Here is a 23,304-nt window from a genome sequence, read left to right on the forward strand (position 1 = left end):
AAAAAGCATAGCTGCTTTTAACGTGCCAGCGCATCGGCATCCACCACCGCTTTGGCAAATTCCTGCGGGGCTTCCTGCGGTGGGTTATGACCGATGTGGCCGGTAAACGTCAGGTGCTGATATTTTCCGGTAAATTTAGAGGCATAGGCTTTCGGGTCAGGATGCGGAGCGCCATTTTCATCGCCTTCGATGGTAATGGTCGGGACGCTGATGGCGGGCAGTGCGGCCAGTTTTTGCTCATAGACATGATATTTCGCTTCGCCTTTTTCCAGCCCCTGACGCCAGCGGTAATTGCTGAGCGTGACGGCGACATGGTCCGGGTTTTCCAGCGATTTAGCGCTGACATCAAAGGTGGCATCGCTGAATTTCCAGCCCGGTGAGGCCTGCTGCCAGATGAGTTTCGCGAAGTCGTGAGTGTTCTGTGCATAGCCAGCCGCGCCGCGTGGCGTTGCAAAGTAGAACTGATACCACCACTGCTGTTCCGCTTTCGGCGGCAGCGGTTTTTCGCCAATCTGCTGGCTACTGATCAGATAGCCACTAACGGACACCAGGGCTTTGACCCGTTCAGGCCACAGCGCGGCAACAATATCTGCGGTACGTGCGCCCCAGTCGTAGCCTGCCAGTACGGCCTGTTTGATGTTCAGCTTATCCATCAGGTCGACCACATCTTTCGCCAGCGCAGACGGTTGCCCGTTACGTGGCGTATCTGCCGAGATAAAGCGGGTGGTGCCAAAACCGCGCAGATCCGGGACGATCACCCGATAACCCTGGCGAGCCAGTTCGGGGGCGACATCGGCAAAGCTGTGGGCATCGTATGGCCAGCCATGCAGCAGAATAACCGGCTGACCGTTTTTAGGGCCGATATCGACATACCCGACGTTCAGTACACCCGCCGCAATATGTTGTTGATGATTGAAGTCGAAAGTGGTCGCCTCGGCCTGGCAGGCGGCGACAGTGCTGAGTGACAGTGCAGCAACCAGTGAGGACAGGGTCAGTTTGTTGAACATGATAATAGCTCCATAAGGTATTTGAGTTGACGGAGCTATTTCATCATCAGGATGTATAGGGCTTGTGTTCAAAATCGCGAATTTTGCATGCGCGTGTATCCCACCAACGGAGAGATACATTGCGATACAAAGTGGCCGACTATTTTGTTCGCCCTTCAGAGGGGCGCGCGTTTCCCAAGCCCCGGCGCTTGCCACATCGACGTGGTTAATCCGCTGTCGACCAGGCCCAGTTGGTCGGCGTACACCGCCTGCCATTTTTCTTTCATGCCGTCGTACAACTCGCGATGGGCGCGGTTCGGGGTAAAGACCCGGCTCCAGCTCACCAGTTTTTCCCCTGTGCTCGCCATATCGGAGTACAACCCCGCGCCGGTTCCGGCGGCAATCGCGCAGCCCAGCGCGGTGGCTTCTTTGACCTCGGGCACACGCACCGGCAGCCCGGTGACGTCGCTTAAAATCTGGCTCCACAACGCGCCTTTTGAACCACCGCCTGCGAATACCAGGCTGTCAAAAGTGACCCCGGAAAATTGCGAAATCTGCGCGAGATTGCAAGCCGAGACGATCGCCGCATTCTCTTCTAACGCCCTGAACAGCGTGGCCTTATTGCATTTTTCCGGGTCGATGGAGAGGTTAATAAACGACGGCGCGGCGTGATACCACTGCTTGAAATGCATCGCGTCGGAGAAAATCGGCATCACGCCGTGGGAGCCCGCCGGCACGCGGCTCGCCATCTCTTCCAGCAGGGCATAGGTGTCGGTCCCGAGCCGTTCAGCGATCAGCTTTTCTTCGGCACAAAACGCGTCACGGAACCAGCGCATTGTTAGCCCGGTGAAGAAGCTAATCGACTCGGCCTGCACCATGCCGGGAATGACGTGCGGATTAACGCGAATGTTCATCTCCGGGTCGGTGCGCACCTCCGGCAGATTGACCACCTGCTGCCAGAAGGTGCCGCCGAGTACCGCGGTTTGGCCGGGGCACACCACGCCTAATCCTAAACAACCCAGCTGTACGTCGCCGCCGCCCATCACCACCGGCGTGCCGACGCGCAGGCCGCACTGCTGCGCCGCCTGTTTAGTGACGGCCCCCAGCACGCTGCCGGTTTCTTTCACCGGCGAGAGAATGTCGGCCCGCAGCCCGGCCATGTCCAGCAGCGCCGGGCGCCAGTCGCGGCTGAATAAATCAAGCATCCCGGTGGTACCCGCGTTAGACGGATCGACTGCCAACTCGCCGGAAAGCTTTGCTGCTAGCCAGTCGCTGATCATGGTAATGGTGGCAGCGTTACGATAAATATCCGGGCGATGATGGGCGAGCCACAACAGGCGCGGCATCGCGGAAAGCGCCAGCGTCTGACCGGAGACGTCATACACTTCGGATTCAAAACGGTAATCGTGGATTTCTTTCAGCTCAGAGACTTCGCGGCTGGCGCGCGCGTCGACGTTGGCGCAGGCCCAAATGGCGTCGCCGTTGCGGTCGTACAGCACGATCCCTTCGCGCATGGAACAGCAGGCGACAGACTGAATATCGGCGGCGCTCAGATGGGCGTTTTCCAGTGCCTGACGGATGCACTGACAGGCGAGCTGCCAGTTGGTGTTGAGGTCAAATTCCATCGAGCCGGGGACGTTTTCCACGCTCAGGTGTTTCCATTCCGCCTGTCCGACGGCAATCTGCCGGCCTGCCAGGTCGAAAATCACCGCCCGAATGCTGCCGGTGCCTGCGTCCAACGCTAAAAGGTAACTCATGACGTGCGCCTCGCTGTTATCGCGCGGCGCGCGGCGGTTATCCCGCCAGCGACAGCACCGCGCGTGCTGTTGTCTCTTCCGTTACCAGGCCGTTAATCCGCTTGCCGATGAGGGCCGCGTAAATGGCCTGCGCTTTTTCTTCTCCCCCGGCGACACCGACGATGGTCGGCAACTGCGCCAGTTCATCAAGGGTCACGCCAAGCAATTCACGGTGGATTTCCAGCCCTTCCACCTGTTCGCCATCCGCTTGCAGGAAATAGCCCAGAATGTCGCCGACCGCGCCTTTGCGCGCGTACATCAGCTGTTCGCCCTCGCTGATATAGCCGGAGCGCAGGATCGTCGCATCGCGTCGCTGATCGATAGCGCCGATCCCAACCACGGCGGCATCGGCGGCACTCGCCGCGAGGATCACATCGCGCACACTGGATTCACGGCGCAGGATCTCCGCCACTTCCGGCGAGGAAACGCGTAACGGTGCCGGGATCATGCTTACGCTGCATGCCGCATCCAGCTGGCCGATGCCGGTCATATACGGCCCTACGCCGCCGGACAGCGTCACCAGCCGGATTTGCTGCGAGCCGATAAACCCACTGAGATGCTGAATGCAGCTCATGGTCGCCTCACCAAACCCCACCGCCAGCAGCTGGCCAGGCTCGAGCACGCCCATCAGCGACTGCGCGGCGCCAATCCCTAGCCGCACGTTCATCGGCGAGGTATTTAGCGCGGGCAGAACCCGGGCCATTTTCAGGTTAAAGCGCTTTTGAAGCTCAGTTTCCAGCGCCAGACAGCCTTCGTAGCGGGAGTTGATCTGCACGCGGATAACCCCGGACTGGCGGCCTTTTTCGAGCAACCGTGAAATCTTGAGTCGCGGCAGCCCAAGCCGCTCGCCAATATCGTTCTGGGTCAGGCCGTCGTGGTAATAGCACCAGGCCACTCGTGCCACCAGCTCTTCTTCCGCCAGCGCCAGACCTGCGTAACGGCTCTCTTCCGTAATGCGTTTTTCGCTCATAAATTGAACTCTTATAAAAATCTAGATCATATGTTCGCAGTTGCGCGGACTGAAAATGTGAAGCCACTGGCAAAACCGATCATTCTTTACTTACAGCCCGTGCTAAGCGATCGAAAGGCTAAAACTGTGATCCTTGCACGGTTGTAAATATAGTTCACGGTCTACGCTTTTGAACATTATTAATTCTAAAAATCATTTGTTCAACCGAGGCGTGATGATGAAGCCACTGATTGAAGCTCGCAATATACGCAAGCAATTTTCTGGCGTTGCTGTGCTAAAGGGCATTGATTTCACGCTCTTTTCCGGCCAGGTGCACGCGCTGATGGGCGGCAACGGGGCGGGAAAATCGACGCTGATGAAGATAGTTGCCGGGGTGGAAACGCCGGACGACGGTGAACTTCGGATAAACGGCAAACCTTTTGCGCGGCTGAAACCGGGCCAGGCGCATCAACTTGGCATTTACCTGGTGCCGCAAGAGCCGATGCTGTTTCCCAACTTAACGGTGCAGGAAAACATCCTTTTTCGCCTGCCGCGCAAACCGGATACCGAAGCCCGGCTGACGGAAAAATTGCAGCAGCTGAACTGCCAGATAAACCTCCAGGCCGCGGCCAGTACTCTGGAGGTGGCGGATCAACAAATGGTGGAGATCTTACGTGGGCTGATGCGTGATGCGCAGATCCTGATCCTCGATGAACCCACTGCGTCATTAACGCCCGGTGAAACAGAACGGCTATTCCGCCAGGTGCGATCTTTGCAGGCGCTCGACGTGGGCATCGTCTTTATCTCCCACAAATTGCCCGAGATCCGCGCGCTGGCCAGCCATGTTTCGGTGATGCGCGACGGCGCAATCGTGCTGAGTGGCGACACCGCGGATCACACCGACGGCGAGCTGATCGCCGCGATGACGCCCGCCTGTCGTGATAACGCCCTGAGTGATACGCAAAAGCTGTGGCTGGCGCTGCCGGGTAATCGCCGTACGCAGCCGCAGGATTTCCCGGTGTTGCGCGTCGAGGATCTGACAGGCGAAGGGTTTATCGATCTGAGTCTTGAGATCCGCGCCGGGGAGATTTTAGGTCTTGCGGGCCTGGTGGGATCAGGGCGCACTGAATTTGCCGAAACGCTGTACGGCCTGCGCCCAGTCAGGGCCGGGCGTGTGTGGCTGGAAAATCGTGAAAACAGCAAGGACAGTACCCGCGCGCGGCTGGCGAGCGGCCTGGTATATCTGCCGGAAGACCGGCAGGTGTCCGGGCTTTTTCTTGATGCGCCGGTGCGCTGGAACACGGTGATGTTTAACCAGCCGTCGCTGTGGCAGGAAGGCAAACGCGAGGCGGCGGTGGTGGAGCGCTACCACCGGGCGCTGGGGATCAAACTCAATCACGCGGATCAAACGGTGCGTACGCTCTCCGGCGGCAATCAGCAAAAGGTCCTTCTGGCGCGCTGTCTGGAGGCGAATCCGCTGCTGCTGATCGTCGATGAACCGACGCGTGGCGTGGACGTTTCCGCCCGGGCAGATATCTACCAACTGCTGAAAAGCGTGGCAGCGCAGAACGTCGCGGTGCTGATGATCTCCAGCGATCTGGATGAATTTCCGGGCCTTGCCGACAGGGTGCTGGTAATGCATCAGGGGCGAATGAGCGGGGAACTGAACAAACAGGCGGTCAGCGTCGATCGGATGATGACCTTAGCGTTCGGAGGGCAGGTATGAAAACGTTGCTGAAGAACCGCGAGCTGAGCGCGTTCCTCGCCATTCTGGCACTGTTCGCGGTGCTGATTGCGCTGAATCCGTCGTACTTTAGCCTACAGACTCTGGCGATGATCTTTTCCAGTGCGCAGATCCTTTGCTTGCTGGCGATCGGCGCGGCACTGGTGATGCTCACGCGTAACATTGACGTCTCCGTGGGGTCGACCGTCGGGCTGAGCGCGATTGCGGTCGGCGTGGCGCTCAACAGCGGCTACGGTTTGCCGGTCGCCATTGTGTTCGCACTGGCGATTGGCGCGCTGGCCGGGGCGTTCAACGGCTTACTGGTGGTCGGGTTGCGTATTCCGGCGATTGTCGCGACGCTCGGCACGCTCGGGTTATATCGCGGCATTATGCTGCTCTGGACCGGCGGGAAGTGGATTGAAGGACTGCCTGACAGCTTGAAATCCCTTTCTGAACCGGCATTCGTTGGCGTGTCGCCGCTCGGCTGGCTGGTGCTGGTGGTGCTACTCGCGGGCGCATGGCTGCTGGCGCGGACGACTTTCGGGCGTGATTTTTACGCGGTGGGCGATAACCTGGCCGCCGCTCGCCAGCTCGGCGTGGGCGTCAACCGCACCCGGATGCTGGCTTTCACCTTCAACGGAATGCTCGCCGCCTGCGGCGGGATTATTTTTGCCGCGCAGATTGGCTTCGTTCCGAACCAGACTGGCAGCGGGCTGGAGATGAAAGCCATCGCCGCCTGCGTGCTCGGCGGCGTGTCGCTGCTGGGCGGTACTGGCACGCTGCTGGGCGCATTTCTTGGCGCCTTCTTCCTGACCCAAATCGATACCGTGCTGGTGCTGTTCAAGCTTCCGGCGTGGTGGAATGACTTCATCGCCGGACTGGTGCTGTTGGGCGTGCTGGTGCTCGACGGGCGTTTGCGTCAGGCGCTGACCCGTCACCAGCGCGCGCTCAAATACAGCCGTTTCCAGCCGGGCAATAAAGGGGGAAAGAACATCGCCTCCTTTCCGAAACGTAAAAACAAAGAGGTGGCGTAAATGAAGCTTAACTGGGAAAGCGCGCTGCTGATTTTACTGGTGCTGGAGATTGGCCTGTTCGGAACGCTGAACCCGCGGATGCTCGACGTGAATATGCTGCTGTTCAGCACCAGCGATTTTATCTGCATCGGCATCGTGGCGCTGCCGCTGACGCTGGTGATCATCAGCGGCGGGATTGATATTTCGCTCGGCTCGACCATTGGTCTGTGCGCTATCGCGCTTGGCGTGATGATGCAGGCGGGCTGGCCGATGAGCGTCGCCATTCCGCTGACGTTGCTGCTCGGTGTGCTGTGCGGCCTGGTGAACGCGGCGCTGATTCATTACACCGGCATTAGCCCATTGGTGATTACGCTCGGCACCTTGTATCTCTACGGCGGTGCGGCGCTGCTGCTTTCCGGCATGGCGGGTGCGACGGGCTACGAAGGTATCGGTGGCTTCCCGGATAGCTTTACTGCCTTCGCTAACCTGACGCTGTTCGGCCTGCCCGTTCCGCTGGTGCTGTTTATCGTCATCACCTTTTTCTTCTGGCTGCTCGCCCATCGCGGGCGCTTTGGGCGTCATCTCTTTTTACTCGGGCAGAACCCGCGCGCGGCGCGCTATGCGGCGCTCTCCGTCAACGGTATGCCGTACGTGTTGTACGGTCTGGTCGGGTTGGCGTCGGCCATTGCAGCGCTGGTGCTGGTTTCTTATTTCGGTTCGGCCCGTTCGGATTTGGGTCGCGATTTACTGATGCCCGCGCTGACCGCGGCGGTGCTCGGCGGGGCCAACATATATGGCGGCTCCGGCTCGGTTATCGGTACGGCCCTGGCGGCGCTGCTGGTGGGGTATCTGCAACAAGGTTTACAGATGGTCGGTATTCCCAACCAGGTGTCGAGTGCGCTTTCGGGGGCGCTGCTGGTGGTGGTGGTCATGGGACGTTCGCTGAGTCTGCATCGTGAAGCGGTACGCATGGTGTGGCGTCGGCTTAGTTCACGCAAATCAATCGGAGCATGAGATGAAAGCAAAACGGTGTGTGCAGGTGAGCGCCCTGGCGCTGGCAATGAGCGTGGCTGTCGTACAGGCGGCGGACAGAATTGCGTTTATCCCGAAACTGGTGGGCGTCGGTTTCTTCACCAGCGGCGGCAACGGCGCGAAAGAGGCGGGCAAACAGCTCGGCGTGGATGTCACCTACGATGGCCCAACGGAGCCAAGTGTCTCCGGCCAGGTACAGCTTATCAATAACTTCGTTAATCAGGGCTACAACGCGATTATCGTTTCCGCCGTCTCGCCGGACGGTTTATGCCCGGCGCTGAAACGTGCGATGCAGCGCGGCGTCAAAGTGCTGACCTGGGATTCCGACACCAAGCCGGAATGCCGCAGCATATACATCAACCAGGGCACGCCGGAACAGCTCGGCGGCCTGCTGGTGGATATGGCTGGAAAGCAAGTCACCAAACCGAATGCCAAAGTGGCGTTCTTTTATTCCAGCCCAACCGTCACCGATCAGAACCAGTGGGTGAAAGAGGCCAAGGCTAAAATCGCCAAAGACCATCCGCAATGGCAAGTGGTCACGACCCAGTTTGGCTATAACGATGCCACCAAATCGCTGCAAACAGCCGAAGGCATTCTGAAGGCGTATCCGGATCTCGATGCGATCATCGCCCCGGACGCCAATGCGCTTCCGGCTGCGGCCCAGGCGGCGGAAAACCTCAAGCGTCAGGGCGTGGCGATTGTCGGCTTCAGCACGCCGAACGTGATGCGTCCGTACGTCGAGCGCGGCACGGTGAAAGCCTTTGGTCTGTGGGATGTGGTCGAGCAGGGCAGTATTGCGGTTAACGTCGCCAATCACCTGCTGAAAAAAGGCGATTTGAACGTGGGCGACAGCGTGGCGGTGAAAGGCATCGGCGACCTGAAAGTCGAGCCGAACAGCGTGCAAGGTTATCAGTATGAAGCCAAGGGCAACGGCATTGTGCTGCTGCCGGAGCGCGTGGTGTTCACCAAAGAGAACATTGGCAAATGCGATTTCTGAGGGAGGGGAAAATGGCTGATTTAGACGATATCAAAGACGGGAAAGATTTCGGGCTCGACCGCCCGCAGAAGAATACGGTATATGCCCTGAAAGGCTGCGGTTCACTGGACTGGGGCATGCAGTCGCGTCTGGCGCGGATATTTAATCCGCACAGCAACCGCACGGTGATGCTGGCGTTTGACCACGGCTATTTTCAGGGGCCGACCACCGGTCTGGAGCGCATCGATTTGTCGATTGCGCCGCTGTTTAGCGAAACCGATGTACTGATGTGCACCCGCGGTATTTTGCGCAGTCAGGTGCCTGCGGCGACCAACAAACCGGTGGTGCTGCGGGCATCCGGCGGTAACTCAATCTTAAGTGAACTGTCGAACGAGTGCGTGGCGGTGGCGATGGAAGATGCGCTGCGGCTCAACGTCGCGGCGGTGGCGGCGCAGGTGTATATCGGCAGCGAATACGAACATCAGTCGATCAGCAACATCATCAAACTGGTGGACGCGGGCAACCGCTACGGCATGCCAGTACTGGCGGTGACGGGCGTCGGCAAAGAGATGACCCGCGATGCGCGTTATTTCTCGCTGGCCAGCCGAATTGCGGCAGAAATGGGGGCCACGTTCGTCAAAACCTACTTCGTGGAAGAGGGTTTTGAAAAAGTCACCGCCAGCTGTCCGGTACCGATTGTGATTGCAGGCGGCAAAAAGCTGCCCGAAGACGACGCGCTGGATATGTGCTGGCGAGCGATTGATCAGGGCGCGTCGGGCGTGGATATGGGGCGTAATATCTTCCAGTCCAGCGCGCCGCTGGCGATGCTCAAAGCGGTGAAAAAAGTGGTGCATGAGAACATGAACGCCCGCGAGGCGTATCAGTTCTGGCAAGAAGAAAAACAGGGAGAGCAGCCATGAATGTGACGCTGGTGGAGATCAACATCAAACCGGAACGGGTGGATGAGTTTCTCGACGTGTTTCGCGCCAACCACGAAGGCGCGCTGACCGAGCCGGGAAATCTGCGCTTTGACGTATTGCAGGACCCGGACGTCGCGACGCGATTTTATATCTACGAAGCGTATAAGGACGATGCGGCGGTGCAGGCGCACAAGAAGACGGCGCACTATCTGGCGTGCGTAGAAAAGCTTGATGCGATGATGTCGGAGCCGCGCAAGAAACGCAGTTTTGTCGGGTTATTGCCAGAGGTTTAAAGCCCGGCGATACTGCGTTTGCACGGGCCTACGAGTTTTTGTAGGTCCGGTAAGCGCAGCGCCACCGGGCAATGATTTAAGCAACTTTCCTCAGTCCTGCTCCACGGAAACTCGCAACGCGGCCAGCGCAATACCGGTGGCTTTAATCACCTGCTCGCACTGTTCGATGGTCAGCGTCAACGGCGGCTCAATGCGAATAGTCTTGGCATTGTTGAGCGTGCCGGCCACCAGGATCCGCTGGCGGAACATCTCGCTCGCAAAGTTATAGCCGATTTCGTTATCCACAAACTCAATCGCAATCAGCATCCCTTTCCCGCGCGCTTCCTGCACCAGATCCGGGTATTCACGCGCCAGCAGACGGAAGCCGTCCAGCAGCATGTCGCCTTTCTGTTCCGCCTGCGCGGGCAGATTCTGCTCCAGCAGCACGTTGATGGTCGCCAGCGCGGCCGCACAGGCCAACGGGTTACCGCCAAAAGTGGTGGTGTGCAGGAACGGGTTGTCGAACAGCACCGAGAACACTTCCTCAGTGGCGATCGTCGCCCCAATCGGCATCACGCCGCCGCCCAACGCTTTGGCCAGACACAGAATGTCGGGCTGCACGTTTTCGTGCTCACAGGCGAACATTTTGCCCGTACGACCCATGCCGGTCTGCACTTCGTCGAGGATAAGCAGCGCGCCAAACTCATCGCACAGCTTACGCACGGCGGGCAGATAACCCTGCGGTGGCAGAATCACACCCCCTTCGCCCTGAATCGGCTCAAGGATCACCGCCGCCACATCGTCGCCGGTTTTCTTGCATTCGCTCAACACGGAACGCATGGCGCTGATATCGCCAAACGGCACGTGACGGAAGCCCGGCAGCAACGGCATAAACGGTTTGCGGAACGTCGATTTCGCCGTTGCCGACAGTGCGCCCAACGATTTGCCGTGGAAGGCGCCGCTGGTGGCAATAAAGGTAAATTTGCCCCGCGGTGACTGGTACGCCTTGGCAAGCTTAATCGCCGCCTCGACGGACTCGGTGCCGCTGTTGCTGAAGAAGCTGTACTTCAGTTTGCCCGGCGTCAGCGCGGCGAGCGTTTTCGCCAGCATCGCCCGAAGCGGATCGAGCAGCTCCTGGCTGTGAAGCGGTTGTTTTGCGAGTTGATTCTGTACGGCGGAAACCACTGTTGGATTACGGTGCCCCACGTTGAAAATACCAAAGCCACCCAGACAATCGAGAAACTCCTGTCCCTGGGTGTCGACAAGCGTATTCAGACTGCCCGCTTGCCACTCTACGGCTCCGTAATCCCCGCCTGCAGTGACAGACTTGCGATACTCCAAAAACCCCGGATTCACATGCTCTTTAAAGTACTCCCGGACCTCCTGGTTGAGGGCTCTCATCTCCTCATGATCAAGCGTGCGCTTCTCAATGAGATTCAATGCGTGCGCGCTGCAGGCCAAAGCCGAGGCGCTGGAAGGTAACCTGTTCAAAATATGCTCCTGGACACTGCGTATCACATGATACTGATTTAAGTATTGCAGGGATTACGCCAGCCAGCAGCGGAACGCAAAAATCGGGATAAACGCCTGTGCGGAGCCTCTGGTTACAAAATTTAATCATTCCCATAACTTTTCGGCGGTTTTTACTCCTGAGCATTCAGGACCAGAACGTTCATTTTATTGAACGGGTGGATCATGCTGGTGCAGCCGCTGCACTGTTCGGGTGAAGGCCTACCAATATTAGGGATTAAAGCCAAATTGCGATCTGCATCAACTTTAACAATTAAAGATAAAGTGGTTATCGCCGAAATAACAATTAAGAGAAAAATTAATAACCAATGAACCTGTAAAGGACGCGCGAATGTCATCCAACTTTACTGTCACGCAGCGTGATTATACGCTCGATGATGACACCACTTTGATGTCCACCACCGACCTGCAAAGCCACATTACCCACGCCAACGACACGTTTGTGCAAGTCAGCGGTTATCGCCTGGAAGAATTGACCGGGCAGCCGCATAACCTGGTGCGCCACCCGGATATGCCGAAGGCGGCGTTTGCCGATATGTGGGCCACGCTTCAGCAGGGCGAGCCGTGGAGCGGAATCGTCAAAAACCGCCGCAAGAACGGCGACCATTATTGGGTGCGGGCCAACGCAGCGCCGATGGTGCGCGACGGCAAAATTAGCGGCTACATGTCGATTCGCACCAAAGCCCAGCCGGAAGAGATTGCGGCGGTGGAGCCGTTGTATAAAGCGCTGAACGAAGGCCGCAGCACGAAACGCGTGCGGAAAGGTCTGGTGGTGAGCAAACGCTGGTGGGGAAAGCTGCCGGCAATGGCGTTGCGCTGGCGAGTGCGGGGGCTGATGACGCTGCTGTGGCTGCTGCTGACGGCTTCCCAGCTAGTGACGGGTTCGCACGGGCTGGCGATAGGCGTCAGTACGTTGATGTTGCTCATCGGGACGGCAATGATCGAATGGCAGATTGTGCGCCCGGTGGAAAATGTCGCCCGTCAGGCGCTGAACGTGGCGACTGGCGAGCGTAACAGCGTGACGCATCTTAACCGTAGCGACGAACTTGGGCTGATTTTGCGCTCGGTAGGGCAACTCGGATTGATGTGCCGCTGGCTTATCCATGATGTTTCCGGCCAGGTGGCGAGCGTGCGTCAGGGCAGCGAAACCCTGGCGAAAGGCAATGACGACCTGAATGAACGCACGCGCCAGTCGGTGGCGAACGTCCAGCAAACGGTGGCGACCATGAGCCAGATGGCGGCCTCGGTGCAGAATAATGCGCAAACGGCGACGGCGGCTGACCAGCTTTCAAACGCCGCCAGCGCGGCGGCGACGCAGGGCGGCCAGGCGATGCACACGGTGGTCAAAACCATGGATGACATTGCCGACAGCACGCAGCGCATCGGTTCAATCACCAAACTTATCAACGATATCGCGTTCCAGACCAACATTCTGGCGCTGAACGCGGCGGTCGAAGCGGCACGCGCGGGGGAGCAGGGCAAGGGTTTCGCGGTGGTCGCCGGAGAAGTGCGTCATCTGGCCAGCCGCAGCGCCAGCGCCGCCAACGATATCCGCAAGCTGATCGACGCCAGCGCCAGCAAGGTGCAGTCGGGTTCCGATCAGGTTCACGCGGCCGGGAAAACGATGGACGATATTGTCAGCCAGGTGCGCAACGTCACCGGGCTGATTGCGCAAATCAGCCTGTCGACCTCGGAGCAGGCAGAGGGGCTGTCGGACCTGACCCGCGCGGTCGCGGAGCTGGACGCCATCACCCAGAAAAACGCCGGGCTGGTGGAAGAAAGTGCTCAGGTGTCGGCGATGGTTAAACACCGTGCCGGACGCTTACAGGATGCGGTCACGGTGCTGCATTAATCCCGTTGTGGGGCAGAAAGCACATCATGCACTTTTGGTTTTGTTGTAAATCATTATCATTTACGATTAATGACAACCAAAATAAACGATGAGATGCCCCAATGAGCCATCAGAAAAAATACCCGCAGCGCGTGCGCAATGAACTGCGTTTCCGCGAGCTGACCGTCCTGCGCGTAGAGCGCATCAGCCAGGCATTCCAGCGTATCGTGCTGGGCGGCGAGGCGCTGGAGGGTTTCACCTCGGCCGGTTTTGACGACCATACCAAGCTGTTTTTCCCGCAGCCGGGCAGCCATTTTTCACCGCCGACCATCACCGACGAGGGCATTGTCTGGGGCGAGGGTGTACGCCCGCAGTCGCGCGATTACACGCCGCTGTACAACGCCGAACGACATGAGCTGGCGTACGATTTCTTCATTCACGATGGCGGCCTTGCCAGCCAGTGGGCGATCACGGCGAAGGTGGGTGACACCCTGACGATCGGCGGCCCGCGTGGATCGCTGGTGGTGCCGGAAGATTACGCCTGGCAGCTGTTGGTGTGCGACGAATCGGGAATGCCTGCGCTACAGCGTCGTTTGGCCGCGCTGCGCGAGTTGCCGGTGCGTCCACAGGTGAAAGCCATTGTGACCGTCGCCGATGCGGCGTATCAGGATTATCTGGCCGATTGCGGGTTTGAAATCGACTGGGTGGTGGGTCACAGCGAGCAGGCGGTGGCGGATAAACTGGCGGCGTTGAATGTGCCGCAGGAAGATTATTTCCTCTGGCTGACCGGCGAAGGCGCGGCGGTGAAATCATGGCTGGATGGCTTTGTCACCGACGCGATGGACCCGCAGCTGGTGCGTTCGCAGGCGTATTGGCATAAGAAGTGATTAACGTGGGCCTCACACGCCCCCTCTCCCTGGCCCTCTCCCACAGGGAGAGGGAACTGTGTGGAGCGGGTTTGGTTTTCTCCCTCTCCCTCAGGGAGAGGGCTGGGGAGAGTGTGTTAGACAGCACTCATGCCACCTCATCAAACCCCGCATCTACAATCTGCTTCTCCAGCGTGCGCACGGTGTTGCTCATCGCTTTTTCCTGCTGCAGAAAATACCCTTCCTGGTCGCGAAGCGTCGTCACCAGCTGCCATGCGCCCTCTTTTTCCAGACCCGAAAGCTCAAGAATAAGCGTGCGAATTTGCAGCCGAATCTCGGCGATTTTCTGTCGTAAAGGCTCAAGATCGTTCAAACGACTGCTGGCCAGCATCGGCTGCTGACCCTGCATCAGACGGGTAAGAATACTGCGCACCATGGGGAGATCCCCGCGCTGGCGGGCCTGATTGAGTCGCACCATCAGCGTGGTGGCTTCCGCTTTCAGTGAATCATCCACCAGGTCGGGATGGCACAGTTTGCTGGCCTGTCGCCACAGGCGTTTCAGCTCATGACGCTCAGATTCTGCCAGCCGCTGCTGCGCGGCCTGGTGGCGCTGGGCTTCCTGATGGCGTTGGCGATACGATTCATAATCCTGGCTGGCGGCGTCGGCCTGACGCGCAGATTCTTCGGCCACCGGTTCACTGCGGCTGCCCTCGCGCAGCTGTCGACGCAGCATTTTCTCGGCCAGTACTTTACGTAAACGCAGGATCTCGGTCATCAGCGGGCCGAGACGAGTCATGTACAACTCGTTGAATTCATCCAGCCGCTGAATACGGGCAGTACGCCGATCGTGCAATGCCTGCAATTCGGCTTCCAGGGTTTTCAGTTCGAGCTTACTGGCAGAAATGCGCGGGTCTTGCCAGGTCGTCAGCGCCCGCTGGTTCTGCAACCAGACGGTGATGGCGGCGATAGCATCTGCATAGCGTCGGGCTTCAAGCGCCTGCACGATGGCCTTCAGCCCCTCATCCAGCGGCTCTTTTTTCAGCTGCACAAGCTGGCCGTGGACAATCTCATCGTCCTCCAGCTCAATCGCATTTTTAATGATTTCCAGCCGTTTAATGGGTTTGTTCATGACGCGTTTGCTCAGCTTCCAGGCCTGCGGAGTGGCAGGCAGAGTACCACTGCGGCCTGGCGACTGTCAGCGGTTAAGCGTGATTATAAGTCTCATTATTTCATGGTGTTAACGATTCAAAGCAATCTAAAAACTTAACCGCAACTGCCAGTGATAAATCGCAAATGGCGTCGTTATCACGTTGCGGCATAACCATATGAAAATTTTGTTGTTGAGTTATTCATGAAAGTAATGCTACCGTCTGGACGTCTATAGCTCTATACATCTAAAAATAATGATTGTACTAAACCAGATCCGAAAAATTTTTGATAACGGTAAAGCGCCCATCGCTGCGGTTGACGACGTCAGCCTGACGGTCGAGCAGGGGCAGATTTACGGCATTATCGGCTACAGCGGCGCAGGGAAAAGCACCCTGATTCGCCTGCTGAACGGGCTTGAAAAACCGACGTCCGGCAGCGTGCTGATTAACGGCCAGGATATCTCGGCCGCGAGGGGGGAAACCCTGCGTCGTGCGCGGCTGAAAATCAGCATGGTGTTCCAGCATTTCAACCTGCTGTGGTCGCGCACCGTCAGCGAGAACATTGCCTTTTCGATGCAAATCGCCGGGGCGCCGAAAGCACAGATTAACGCCCGCGTGGCGGAGCTTATCGATCTGGTTGGGCTGAAAGGGCGCGAAAATGCCTATCCGTCGCAGCTGTCCGGCGGCCAAAAACAGCGAGTGGGTATTGCCCGTGCGCTGGCGAACAGTCCGGACGTGCTGCTGTGCGATGAGGCCACCTCGGCTCTCGACCCGCAGACCACCGACCAGATTCTGGATTTGCTGCTCGACATTAACCGTCGCTTCGGCCTGACCATCGTGCTCATCACCCATGAGATGCACGTGGTGCGCAAGATATGCGACCGGGTGGCAGTGATGGAAAACGGTCGCGTGGTGGAAGAAGGCGAGGTGATCCGCGTCTTCACCCATCCGCAGAAACCGATTACCCAGCAGTTTGTGCGCCAGGTCAGCCAGTATGCTGAAGACGAAGCGTTCAACCCGGAGCTGGCGAACGATTTGCAGGGCAGCGTCATCAAACTGACGTTTACCGGGCACAGCACGCATCAGCCGATTGTCGGCGAACTGACGCTGCGCTACGGCCTGCCCTTCAACATTTTGCACGGCAAGATGACACAAACGGCGCACGGCGTGTTTGGCCAACTTTGGCTGCACGTGGTGGCCACAGAAGAACAGCTGAACAACATCCTCGCGGATTTGCAGCGCAGCGACATCGACAGCGAGGTGATTAAACATGGCTGAAAATACTCTGGCGGAACAATGGTTCCCGCATCTGGACCTGGATTCACTGTGGGCAGCGACGCAGGAAACGCTGTACATGACCGCGCTGTCCGGCGTGGCGACGTTTGTTTTCGGCATCGTGCTCGGTCTGGCGTTGTTTCTGACCGCCAAAGGTGGCCTGTTCCACAACCGCGCGGTGTACAGCGTGATTTCGGTGTTGGTGAACGTCTTCCGTTCCATCCCGTTCATCATCCTGATTGTGCTGCTGATCCCGTTCACCAAGGCAATCGTCGGCACCATTCTTGGTGCAGATGCGGCGCTGCCGGCCCTGATTGTTGGTGCGGCACCGTTTTATGCGCGTCTGGTGGAAATTGCCCTGCGTGAAGTGGACAAAGGGGTAATTGAGGCCACGCGTTCGATGGGCACCCGCCTGTCGACGCTGATTTTTCGCGTCCTGCTGCCGGAGTCTTCTCCGGCGCTGGTCTCGGGCATTACCGTCACCCTGATTGCGTTGGTGAGCTACAGCGCGATGGCTGGCGTGATTGGCGCAGGTGGCTTAGGCAATCTGGCGTATCTGGAAGGATTCCAGCGTAACCATAACGACGTCACGCTGGTGGCGACGGTGACCATTCTGATCATCGTCTTCATCATTCAGTTCTGCGGCGACGTGGTGACTTCACTTTTAGATAAACGATAATTCTTTGGGACCACACATCATGAAAAAAACACTGACACTGATTGCCGCCGCAACCCTGAGCGCCCTGAGCTTTGCTTCCTGGGCCGATACCCTGACCGTGGGGGCATCCAACGTGCCACACGCTGAAATTCTGGAGCAGGCGAAACCGATTCTGGCGAAAGAAGGCATCGACCTGGAGATCAAACGTTTCCAGGACTACATCCTGCCGAACACAGCGCTGGCCGGGCGTGAAATCGACGCGAACTACTTCCAGCACATTCCGTATCTGAACAGCGTGCTGAAAGACCATGCGGGCGACAAAGACTATGATTTCGTCAGCGCGGGTGCGATTCACATCGAGCCGATTGGTATTTACTCGAAAAAATACAAGTCGCTGAAAGACCTGCCGGAAGGCGGCAAAATCATCATGCGTGATGCGGTATCCGAAGAAGGCCGTATTCTCTCAATCTTCGAGAAAGAGGGTGTGATCAAGCTGAAGCCAGGGATTGATAAAGTCACTGCGCGTATCAGCGATATCGTTGAGAACCCGAAAAAACTGAAGTTCCTGCCGAACGTGGAAGCGTCCCTGCTGCCGCAGATGTACAACAACGACGAAGGCGCGGCGGTGGTGATTAACGCTAACTACGCCATCGACGCTGGTCTGGATCCGGTACATGACCCGATTGCGGTCGAGAGCGGCGAGAACAACCCGTACGCCAACATCATTACCGTGCATAGCGGCGATGAGAAGAAAAAGGATATCGTGGCGCTGGTGAACGTGCTGCATTCCAAAGCAATTCAGGATTGGATCCGTACGAAATATAAAGGTGCGGTAATTCCAGTAAATAATTGATCGTAGGCGCGCGCGTGCCAGGCACGGTGGAATTGTTCCGTTCACCGGATGTGCAGCAGAATCTGTCTACTGAATAGAACGTGAACGGGATAAGGGGAACACCACGTTCCCCTTATCAATCCCCGTGGCCCCGCAAAAGAAATCGGTGCTTCGCACTGCCCGGTCTTCCAGCCATCTGCCTGCGGCCGGCTCGACTCGACTTCCTGTCTCGTTTCGCCTCAGCCCGCCATCCCTGGCGGTCTGACCTTGTCATCTGGCTTGCAGCCCGGCGATTTCAAGTGGGGACACAACCGGTGCCTGCATGGGCTTGGGATAGATTTTCTCCCTCTCCCTGAGGGAGAGGGTTGGGGTGAGGGGGAAAAGACGGTGCCCCCTCTCCAGACACTTCTTTACAGCACGCCGCGCATTCACCCGTTAAGATAAGCCTCGAATTTTATTGAGGCGTTTATGATCCCACGTCAGCGTAAAGCTTTGCTTCTTGTCGCTCTGGCTTGTCTGGTGGTGCTTATCTGCACCGCGCAGCGCATGGCGGGGCTGCACGCGCTGATGATCAACGCCTCTCCGGTTGCTCAGCAATCCGCTCAACAACATCAGGACAGCGACGCGCCGGTGACGCCGTGCGAGCTCAGCGCGAAATCCCTGTTTGCGACGCCGCCGGTGATGTTTGAAGGCGCGATATTTGCCATCACATTGCTGTTGGCCGTGCTGGCTGCCGTCCCACAACGCCCGGAGCGCCAATGGCCGCCGCGGGTCATTTCTCCTCCCCGGCTACGGGTGCATCTGCGATTATGCGTCTTCCGTGAATGATTGCTCGCCTGGCATTACAGGTTAATCAATCATTTACGGAGAAAAAATATGCGAATTCTTTTCAGGCAGCTTGCGCTCTGCCTGCTCTGGCTATGGCTGCCCGTCAGCCATGCGGCCGACACGGGCTGGCTGCGCGCCGCCGATAACGATCATGCCAGCGTCAGGCTGCGGGCCGAGGCTCAGCAGAGCGGTGACACGCAGGTGCTGCTGGATGTGGACCTCGAAAAAGGCTGGAAAACCTACTGGCGATCGCCGGGGGAAGGCGGGATTGCGCCGGCGATAAAATGGCAGACGCCGCTGGAGATGGGCTGGCGTTGGCCGGTGCCGCAGCGTTTTGAGGTGGCTGGCATTTCCACTCAGGGCTATCACGGCAACGTCACCTTCCCGATAACGCTGCACGGCAAGCTGCCTGAAAAACTCTCGGGCGTACTGACGCTGTCGACCTGCAGTAACGTCTGCATTCTGACCGACTATCCCTTTACCCTCGATTTGACTACCCCAGCCGGGGATAACTTCAGCTACGATTTCACCCGCGCTATGGGCACGCTGCCGCTCAAAGATGGCCTGACGTCGCAGCTGGATGCCGGTTATGGGCCGGGCAAACTGACCGTAACCGCCACGCGTGAAACGGGCTGGCAGAAGCCTGAACTGTTCATCGACACCCTCGCCGACACCGATTTCGGCAAACCCACTTATCACATTGACGGACCAACCCTGACCGCCACGCTGCCGGTCAGCGATGGCTGGGGCGAAACCGCGCCGGATCTGCGTGGGAAAGCCATTTCGTTGGTGCTAACTGATAGCGGCCAGGCGCAGGAGAGCCGCGTCACCGTTGGGGAATCTCCCGCCAGCGAATCGACGCTTTCTCTGGGCTGGGTGCTGCTGATGGCGCTGGCAGGCGGACTGATTCTCAACGTGATGCCGTGCGTGCTGCCGGTGCTGGCGATGAAGCTCGGCACGCTGGTACAAACGCCATCCACCGATCGACGTCGCGTGCGCCAGCAGTTTATGGCATCGGTGGTCGGGATTGTGACCTCATTCCTCGCCCTGGCACTGATGATGACTGTGCTGCGCCTGAGCAATCAGGCGTTGGGGTGGGGCATTCAGTTCCAGAACCCGTGGTTTATTGCGGCGATGGCGCTGGTCATGGTGCTGTTCAGCGCCAGCCTGCTCGGCCTGTTTGAAATCCGGCTCTCCTCGGGCTTATCCACCTTCCTTGCGACGCGAGGCGGGAACGGTCTGGCCGGTCATTTCTGGCAGGGCGCGTTTGCCACGCTGCTGGCGACGCCATGCACCGCGCCGTTCCTCGGCACAGCGGTATCGGTGGCGCTGGTTGCGCCGCTGCCGCTGCTGTGGGGTTTGTTCTTCGCGATGGGGATCGGCATGAGCCTGCCGTGGCTGCTGATTGCCGCCTGGCCTGGGCTGGCGCAGCACATGCCGCGTCCTGGCCGCTGGATGAACGTGGTCCGAACCGTTCTCGGACTGATGATGCTCGGCTCGTCGCTGTGGCTTGCCAGCCTGCTGGCGGTGCATATCGGGCAGACTCTGACGCTCGCGTTGTTCGCCATTCTCGCCTGTATTCTGCTGCTCGCGACGGGGTGGCGTTGGGGATGGCGCGTGGCCGGGGTCAGCACGCTGGCGACGGCGCTGGCTATCGCCATCGCGTTCCCGCTGTGGCATTCCACTGACAAGGGCATTGTCGCGGACAGGATCGACTGGCAGCCGTTAAGTGAACAAGCGATCGCCGCCGCGCTGGCGGACAACAAACGTGTGTTTGTCGATGTCACCGCCGACTGGTGTGTGACCTGCAAAGCCAATAAATACAACGTACTGCTGCGCGAAGATGTGCAGGACGCGCTCACCGCGCCGGACGTGGTGGCGCTGCGCGGCGACTGGAGCCGCCCATCGGACACTATTAGCCAGTTTCTTCGCACTCGCCACAGCGTGGCCGTGCCTTTCAATCAAATTTATGGACCCGGACTGGTGCAGGGGCGCGTGATGTCACCCCTGCTGAGCCGTGATGACGTGCTGCAAACCCTGTCCGACGCTAAAGGAAAATAACCATGCGCATTTTGACTTTTATCCTGCTGTTTTGTTTCTCGACGCTGAGCCTTGCGGCTGAACCCGATCTGGAAAACCTGCTCTGGAACGACCCGAATACGCCGTCGATGGGCGCGGAAAAACCGCGTCTGACGCTGGTCTCATTCACCGATTACAACTGCCCGTACTGCAAACAGTTCGACCCGGAGCTGGAGAAAATCGTCCATAAATATCCGGACGTGAAGCTGGTGATAAAACTGCTGCCGTTCCGCAGTGAAAGCTCCGCTAATTCCGCCCGCATCGCGCTCACCGCGTGGCGTCAGCAGCCGCAGCAGTTCTGGGCGCTGCATCAGCGATTGATGTCGAAAAAGGGCTATCACGATGAGGCGTCTATTCTGGCGGCGCAGCAAAAAACCGCGACCGCGAACATTAAAGCCGACGGGCAAAGCGGCGAGACGCTGCAAATGAACCTGATCCTCTCGCAGGTGTTGGGCGTGCAGGGCACACCGGCGACGCTGGTGGGGAAAACGATGGTCGCGGGCGCGATCCCTTACGACGAACTGGAGGCGCTGGTGAAACAAGAACTGGCGAAAGCCGATGCGAGCTAAGCTCAAACGCTGGCTGCGCGAAGGTGTGGTGCTGCTGTTGATTGCCGCGGCGGCGATGCTGGTGATGGATCAGTTTCGCCAACCCACGCTGCCCGCGACGTTCGTCAGCACGCCGTTGCAAACGCTGGACGGCAAGCCGGTTTCTCTGGCTGAAATGAGCCAGGATCGTCCGCTGCTGGTGTACGTCTGGGCGACGTGGTGCGGTGTGTGCCGCTACACCACGCCGTCAGTGGCGAAGATAGCCGAGGAGGGCGGCAACGTGATAAGCGTGGCGCTCCGCTCCGGGGACGATGCGACGCTGAGCAACTGGCTGGCGCGCAAACATTACGCGATGCCGACGGTCAACGATGCATCGGGGCAGCTCTCCCGCAGCTGGCAGGTACAGGTCACGCCGACGCTGATGATTATTTCTAAAGGCGAAGTGAAATCAGTCACCACCGGATTCACCAGCGGCTGGGGCATGAAGCTGCGCCTGTGGTGGGCGGGACTGTAATCTGAGGCAGCGTCAGGAATGGTGCTGCTTTTCCCCCGATAGCGATGTTGATGTCAAAAAGCATAATTTATTTATAAATAAAAAATACGCCCAAATAACATAGCAAACTAATAGTAACCACTGTAATGAATGCGTGGGGTGATATAATGCAGGCCTTCACTGCTTTTATCTGCTGACATTTTTTTCGTTGGTCATCTTCCGCTATTTAATTTCATTGGTCATTTGCCATTATGAGAATAAAACTGCATGCCCTACTGGGGTTACCCGTCATATTTTCCCTTTCGGGGTGCTCGCTTGCGCCTTCCTTGCCCTTTCTGGGCGCGGCCTTCCCTGACTGGCTGTACTGCCTCGCGGGCGGGGCGGTACTTACCGGGCTTATATTTTGGCTGTGCGGCAATAAATTAAGCGAACGCTATAAATTAAATCTCGCGGGCTGGTTATTAATTACCGCAACCCTCTCAATGATTATCTGGTTATTTATTTTCAGCTAACCGACAGGCTATTATCATGTTTAAAAACAAGCAAAAAACAACGTTAATTGCGCTGACGGTGGCGGCACTTGGCGTGCTTTCTCTGGTTATTTGGCGCCTGGATGCCCGTCCTCGTACCGATGATGCTTATGCTTATGCGGATACCATCACGGTGTCGCCAGAAGTAAATGGCAGGATAATCGAGCAGCCGGTACGTGATAATCAGCTGGTGCAGAAAGGTGACCTGCTTTTCCGTATTGATCCCGCGACTTACGAGGCCGCGCTGAAACAGGCCCAGGCGAAACTCGCCGGTCTGGACAGACAAATTGAGCTGACCCAGCGTTCGGTCAATGCGCAGAAATTCAGTGCCGGTTCAGCAAAAGCGGCCATTGCCAGCGCGCAGGCTGATGCCAAAAAAGCCGCCGACACTTTACATCGTCTTGCGCCCCTGCTTTCACAAGGGTTCGCTTCCGCCGAAGAAGTCGACCAGGCGCGTGCGGCTAACGCCAGTGCGCAATCACGTCTGCAAAGCCTACAGTTACAGGCGAAACAGGCCGCCGCCGCGGTCAGCGGCGTTGATGCGCTGGTGGCACAGCGGGCAGAGATTGAAGCGCAGATTGATATCGCGAAGTTAAACCTGGCGCACACCGACGTTCGGGCTCCCTTCACCGGCCGCGTGGCATCGCTGAAAACCAGCCTCGGCGAATTTGTGTCGGCAGGGAAACCGGTATTTACCCTGATCGACACCACGCACTGGTACGTGATTGCTAACTTCCGCGAAACCGAACTTAAAGATATTCAGGAAGGCACCCCGGCGCGCGTCTGGCTGATGAGCGACACCGGCAAAACGTTTGCCGGGCAGGTGGACTCCATCAGCTATGGCGTGCTGCCCGATGACGGCGGCAGCGTGATGTCAGGTTTGCCTGTCGTCAAAAGGAACATCAACTGGGTTCACGTTTCCCAGCGCTTCCCGGTGAAAATTAGGGTCGAAAATCCAGACTCACACCTGTTCCGCGTCGGCGCCTCTGCGGTGGCAACGCTGCAACCTCGTTGAGCGG

General features: G+C 58.1%; 22 protein-coding genes. 17 read left to right on the forward strand and 5 right to left on the reverse strand.

Annotated features, from left to right (window positions below):
• Positions 1–17: 17 nt before the first annotated feature.
• The 3 genes from A8O29_RS03675 to lsrR form a co-directional block, all read right to left on the reverse strand.
• Positions 18–1,007, reverse strand: a complete 990-nt coding sequence (locus tag A8O29_RS03675; RefSeq protein ID WP_125355293.1) for an alpha/beta fold hydrolase — start codon at positions 1,005–1,007, stop codon at positions 18–20.
• A 155-nt stretch (positions 1,008–1,162) separates the two neighbouring features.
• Entirely contained in the window at positions 1,163–2,743 is a 1,581-nt protein-coding gene (gene lsrK / locus A8O29_RS03680) for an autoinducer-2 kinase (protein WP_125355294.1), read from the reverse strand.
• Positions 2,744–2,780: 37 nt separating this feature from the next.
• Positions 2,781–3,752 (reverse strand): transcriptional regulator LsrR, encoded by a 972-nt coding sequence (gene lsrR / locus A8O29_RS03685; RefSeq protein WP_125355295.1) that lies wholly within the window; start codon positions 3,750–3,752, stop codon positions 2,781–2,783.
• Between the two features lie 217 nt (positions 3,753–3,969).
• On the opposite strand from lsrR, the gene lsrA reads away from it, so the two are divergent.
• Genes lsrA through lsrG form a run of 6 tightly spaced genes read left to right on the forward strand, consistent with a single transcriptional unit; the run spans position 3,970 to position 9,688 of the window.
• Positions 3,970–5,457: an autoinducer 2 ABC transporter ATP-binding protein LsrA gene (gene lsrA, locus A8O29_RS03690; RefSeq protein ID WP_125355306.1), complete on the forward strand. Its 1,488-nt coding sequence runs from the start codon at positions 3,970–3,972 to the stop codon at positions 5,455–5,457.
• Positions 5,454–6,488 carry an autoinducer 2 ABC transporter permease LsrC gene (gene lsrC, locus A8O29_RS03695; RefSeq protein WP_125355296.1) on the forward strand — a complete coding sequence of 345 codons (1,035 nt, stop codon included), beginning with the start codon at positions 5,454–5,456 and terminating at the stop codon, positions 6,486–6,488. The genes lsrA and lsrC overlap by 4 nt, the downstream gene beginning before the upstream one ends.
• Entirely contained in the window at positions 6,489–7,481 is a 993-nt protein-coding gene (gene lsrD / locus A8O29_RS03700) for an autoinducer 2 ABC transporter permease LsrD (protein ID WP_125355297.1), read from the forward strand.
• Position 7,482: 1 nt separating this feature from the next.
• On the forward strand, positions 7,483–8,496 hold the full coding sequence (gene lsrB / locus A8O29_RS03705) for an autoinducer 2 ABC transporter substrate-binding protein LsrB (protein ID WP_125355298.1): 1,014 nt from the start codon (positions 7,483–7,485) through the stop codon (positions 8,494–8,496).
• Between the two features lie 11 nt (positions 8,497–8,507).
• Positions 8,508–9,395 carry a 3-hydroxy-5-phosphonooxypentane-2,4-dione thiolase gene (gene lsrF, locus A8O29_RS03710; protein ID WP_174081218.1) on the forward strand — a complete coding sequence of 296 codons (888 nt, stop codon included), beginning with the start codon at positions 8,508–8,510 and terminating at the stop codon, positions 9,393–9,395.
• A complete protein-coding gene (gene lsrG, locus A8O29_RS03715; protein WP_125355299.1) occupies positions 9,392–9,688 on the forward strand; it encodes a (4S)-4-hydroxy-5-phosphonooxypentane-2,3-dione isomerase in 297 nt (98 codons plus the stop codon). Before lsrF ends, lsrG begins: the two co-directional genes overlap by 4 nt.
• Before the next feature lie 90 nt (positions 9,689–9,778).
• Here the strand turns inward: lsrG and ygjG are convergent, their stop codons facing one another.
• On the reverse strand, positions 9,779–11,158 hold the full coding sequence (ygjG, locus tag A8O29_RS03720; RefSeq protein WP_168713894.1) for a putrescine aminotransferase: 1,380 nt from the start codon (positions 11,156–11,158) through the stop codon (positions 9,779–9,781).
• A 370-nt stretch (positions 11,159–11,528) separates the two neighbouring features.
• Between ygjG and A8O29_RS03725 the strand changes: the two genes are divergently transcribed.
• Together A8O29_RS03725 and A8O29_RS03730 are read left to right on the forward strand one after the other, a co-directional pair.
• Complete coding sequence (locus tag A8O29_RS03725) at positions 11,529–13,049, forward strand: methyl-accepting chemotaxis protein (RefSeq protein WP_125355301.1); 1,521 nt, start codon at positions 11,529–11,531, stop codon at positions 13,047–13,049.
• 101 nt (positions 13,050–13,150) lie between these two features.
• Entirely contained in the window at positions 13,151–13,915 is a 765-nt protein-coding gene (locus tag A8O29_RS03730; RefSeq protein ID WP_125355302.1) for a siderophore-interacting protein, read from the forward strand.
• Between the two features lie 127 nt (positions 13,916–14,042).
• Here A8O29_RS03730 and A8O29_RS03735 read toward each other — a convergent pair whose 3' ends face one another.
• Positions 14,043–15,023, reverse strand: a complete 981-nt coding sequence (locus A8O29_RS03735; protein ID WP_125355303.1) for a DNA repair protein — start codon at positions 15,021–15,023, stop codon at positions 14,043–14,045.
• 274 nt (positions 15,024–15,297) lie between these two features.
• On the opposite strand from A8O29_RS03735, the gene A8O29_RS03740 reads away from it, so the two are divergent.
• The 9 genes from A8O29_RS03740 to mdtN all read left to right on the forward strand — a co-directional run bounded on the left by A8O29_RS03740 (position 15,298) and on the right by mdtN (position 23,300).
• Complete coding sequence (locus tag A8O29_RS03740; RefSeq protein ID WP_125355304.1) at positions 15,298–16,320, forward strand: methionine ABC transporter ATP-binding protein; 1,023 nt, start codon at positions 15,298–15,300, stop codon at positions 16,318–16,320.
• A 7-nt stretch (positions 16,321–16,327) separates the two neighbouring features.
• Entirely contained in the window at positions 16,328–16,996 is a 669-nt protein-coding gene (locus A8O29_RS03745) for a methionine ABC transporter permease (RefSeq protein ID WP_125355307.1), read from the forward strand.
• A gap of 19 nt (positions 16,997–17,015) precedes the next feature.
• Positions 17,016–17,828, forward strand: coding sequence for a MetQ/NlpA family ABC transporter substrate-binding protein (locus tag A8O29_RS03750; RefSeq protein ID WP_125355305.1), 813 nt, complete (start codon positions 17,016–17,018; stop codon positions 17,826–17,828).
• 447 nt (positions 17,829–18,275) lie between these two features.
• Positions 18,276–18,635: a copper resistance protein gene (locus tag A8O29_RS03755; protein ID WP_125353375.1), complete on the forward strand. Its 360-nt coding sequence runs from the start codon at positions 18,276–18,278 to the stop codon at positions 18,633–18,635.
• 48 nt (positions 18,636–18,683) lie between these two features.
• On the forward strand, positions 18,684–20,696 hold the full coding sequence (locus A8O29_RS03760; RefSeq protein ID WP_125353374.1) for a protein-disulfide reductase DsbD family protein: 2,013 nt from the start codon (positions 18,684–18,686) through the stop codon (positions 20,694–20,696).
• Between the two features lie 2 nt (positions 20,697–20,698).
• Positions 20,699–21,283: a DsbA family protein gene (locus tag A8O29_RS03765; protein ID WP_125353372.1), complete on the forward strand. Its 585-nt coding sequence runs from the start codon at positions 20,699–20,701 to the stop codon at positions 21,281–21,283.
• Positions 21,273–21,776: a protein disulfide oxidoreductase gene (locus A8O29_RS03770; protein WP_125353370.1), complete on the forward strand. Its 504-nt coding sequence runs from the start codon at positions 21,273–21,275 to the stop codon at positions 21,774–21,776. Before A8O29_RS03765 ends, A8O29_RS03770 begins: the two co-directional genes overlap by 11 nt.
• A 230-nt stretch (positions 21,777–22,006) precedes the next feature.
• The gene (locus A8O29_RS03775) at positions 22,007–22,267 is read left to right on the forward strand and encodes a YtcA family lipoprotein (RefSeq protein ID WP_125353368.1); all 261 of its coding nucleotides are present in this window, start codon (positions 22,007–22,009) and stop codon (positions 22,265–22,267) included.
• Between the two features lie 16 nt (positions 22,268–22,283).
• The gene (mdtN, locus tag A8O29_RS03780; protein ID WP_125353366.1) at positions 22,284–23,300 is read left to right on the forward strand and encodes a multidrug transporter subunit MdtN; all 1,017 of its coding nucleotides are present in this window, start codon (positions 22,284–22,286) and stop codon (positions 23,298–23,300) included.
• Positions 23,301–23,304 lie beyond the last annotated feature (4 nt).

This window comes from Scandinavium goeteborgense, from assembly GCF_003935895.2.
In the GTDB taxonomy this organism is placed as follows: Bacteria; Pseudomonadota; Gammaproteobacteria; order Enterobacterales; family Enterobacteriaceae; genus Scandinavium; species Scandinavium goeteborgense.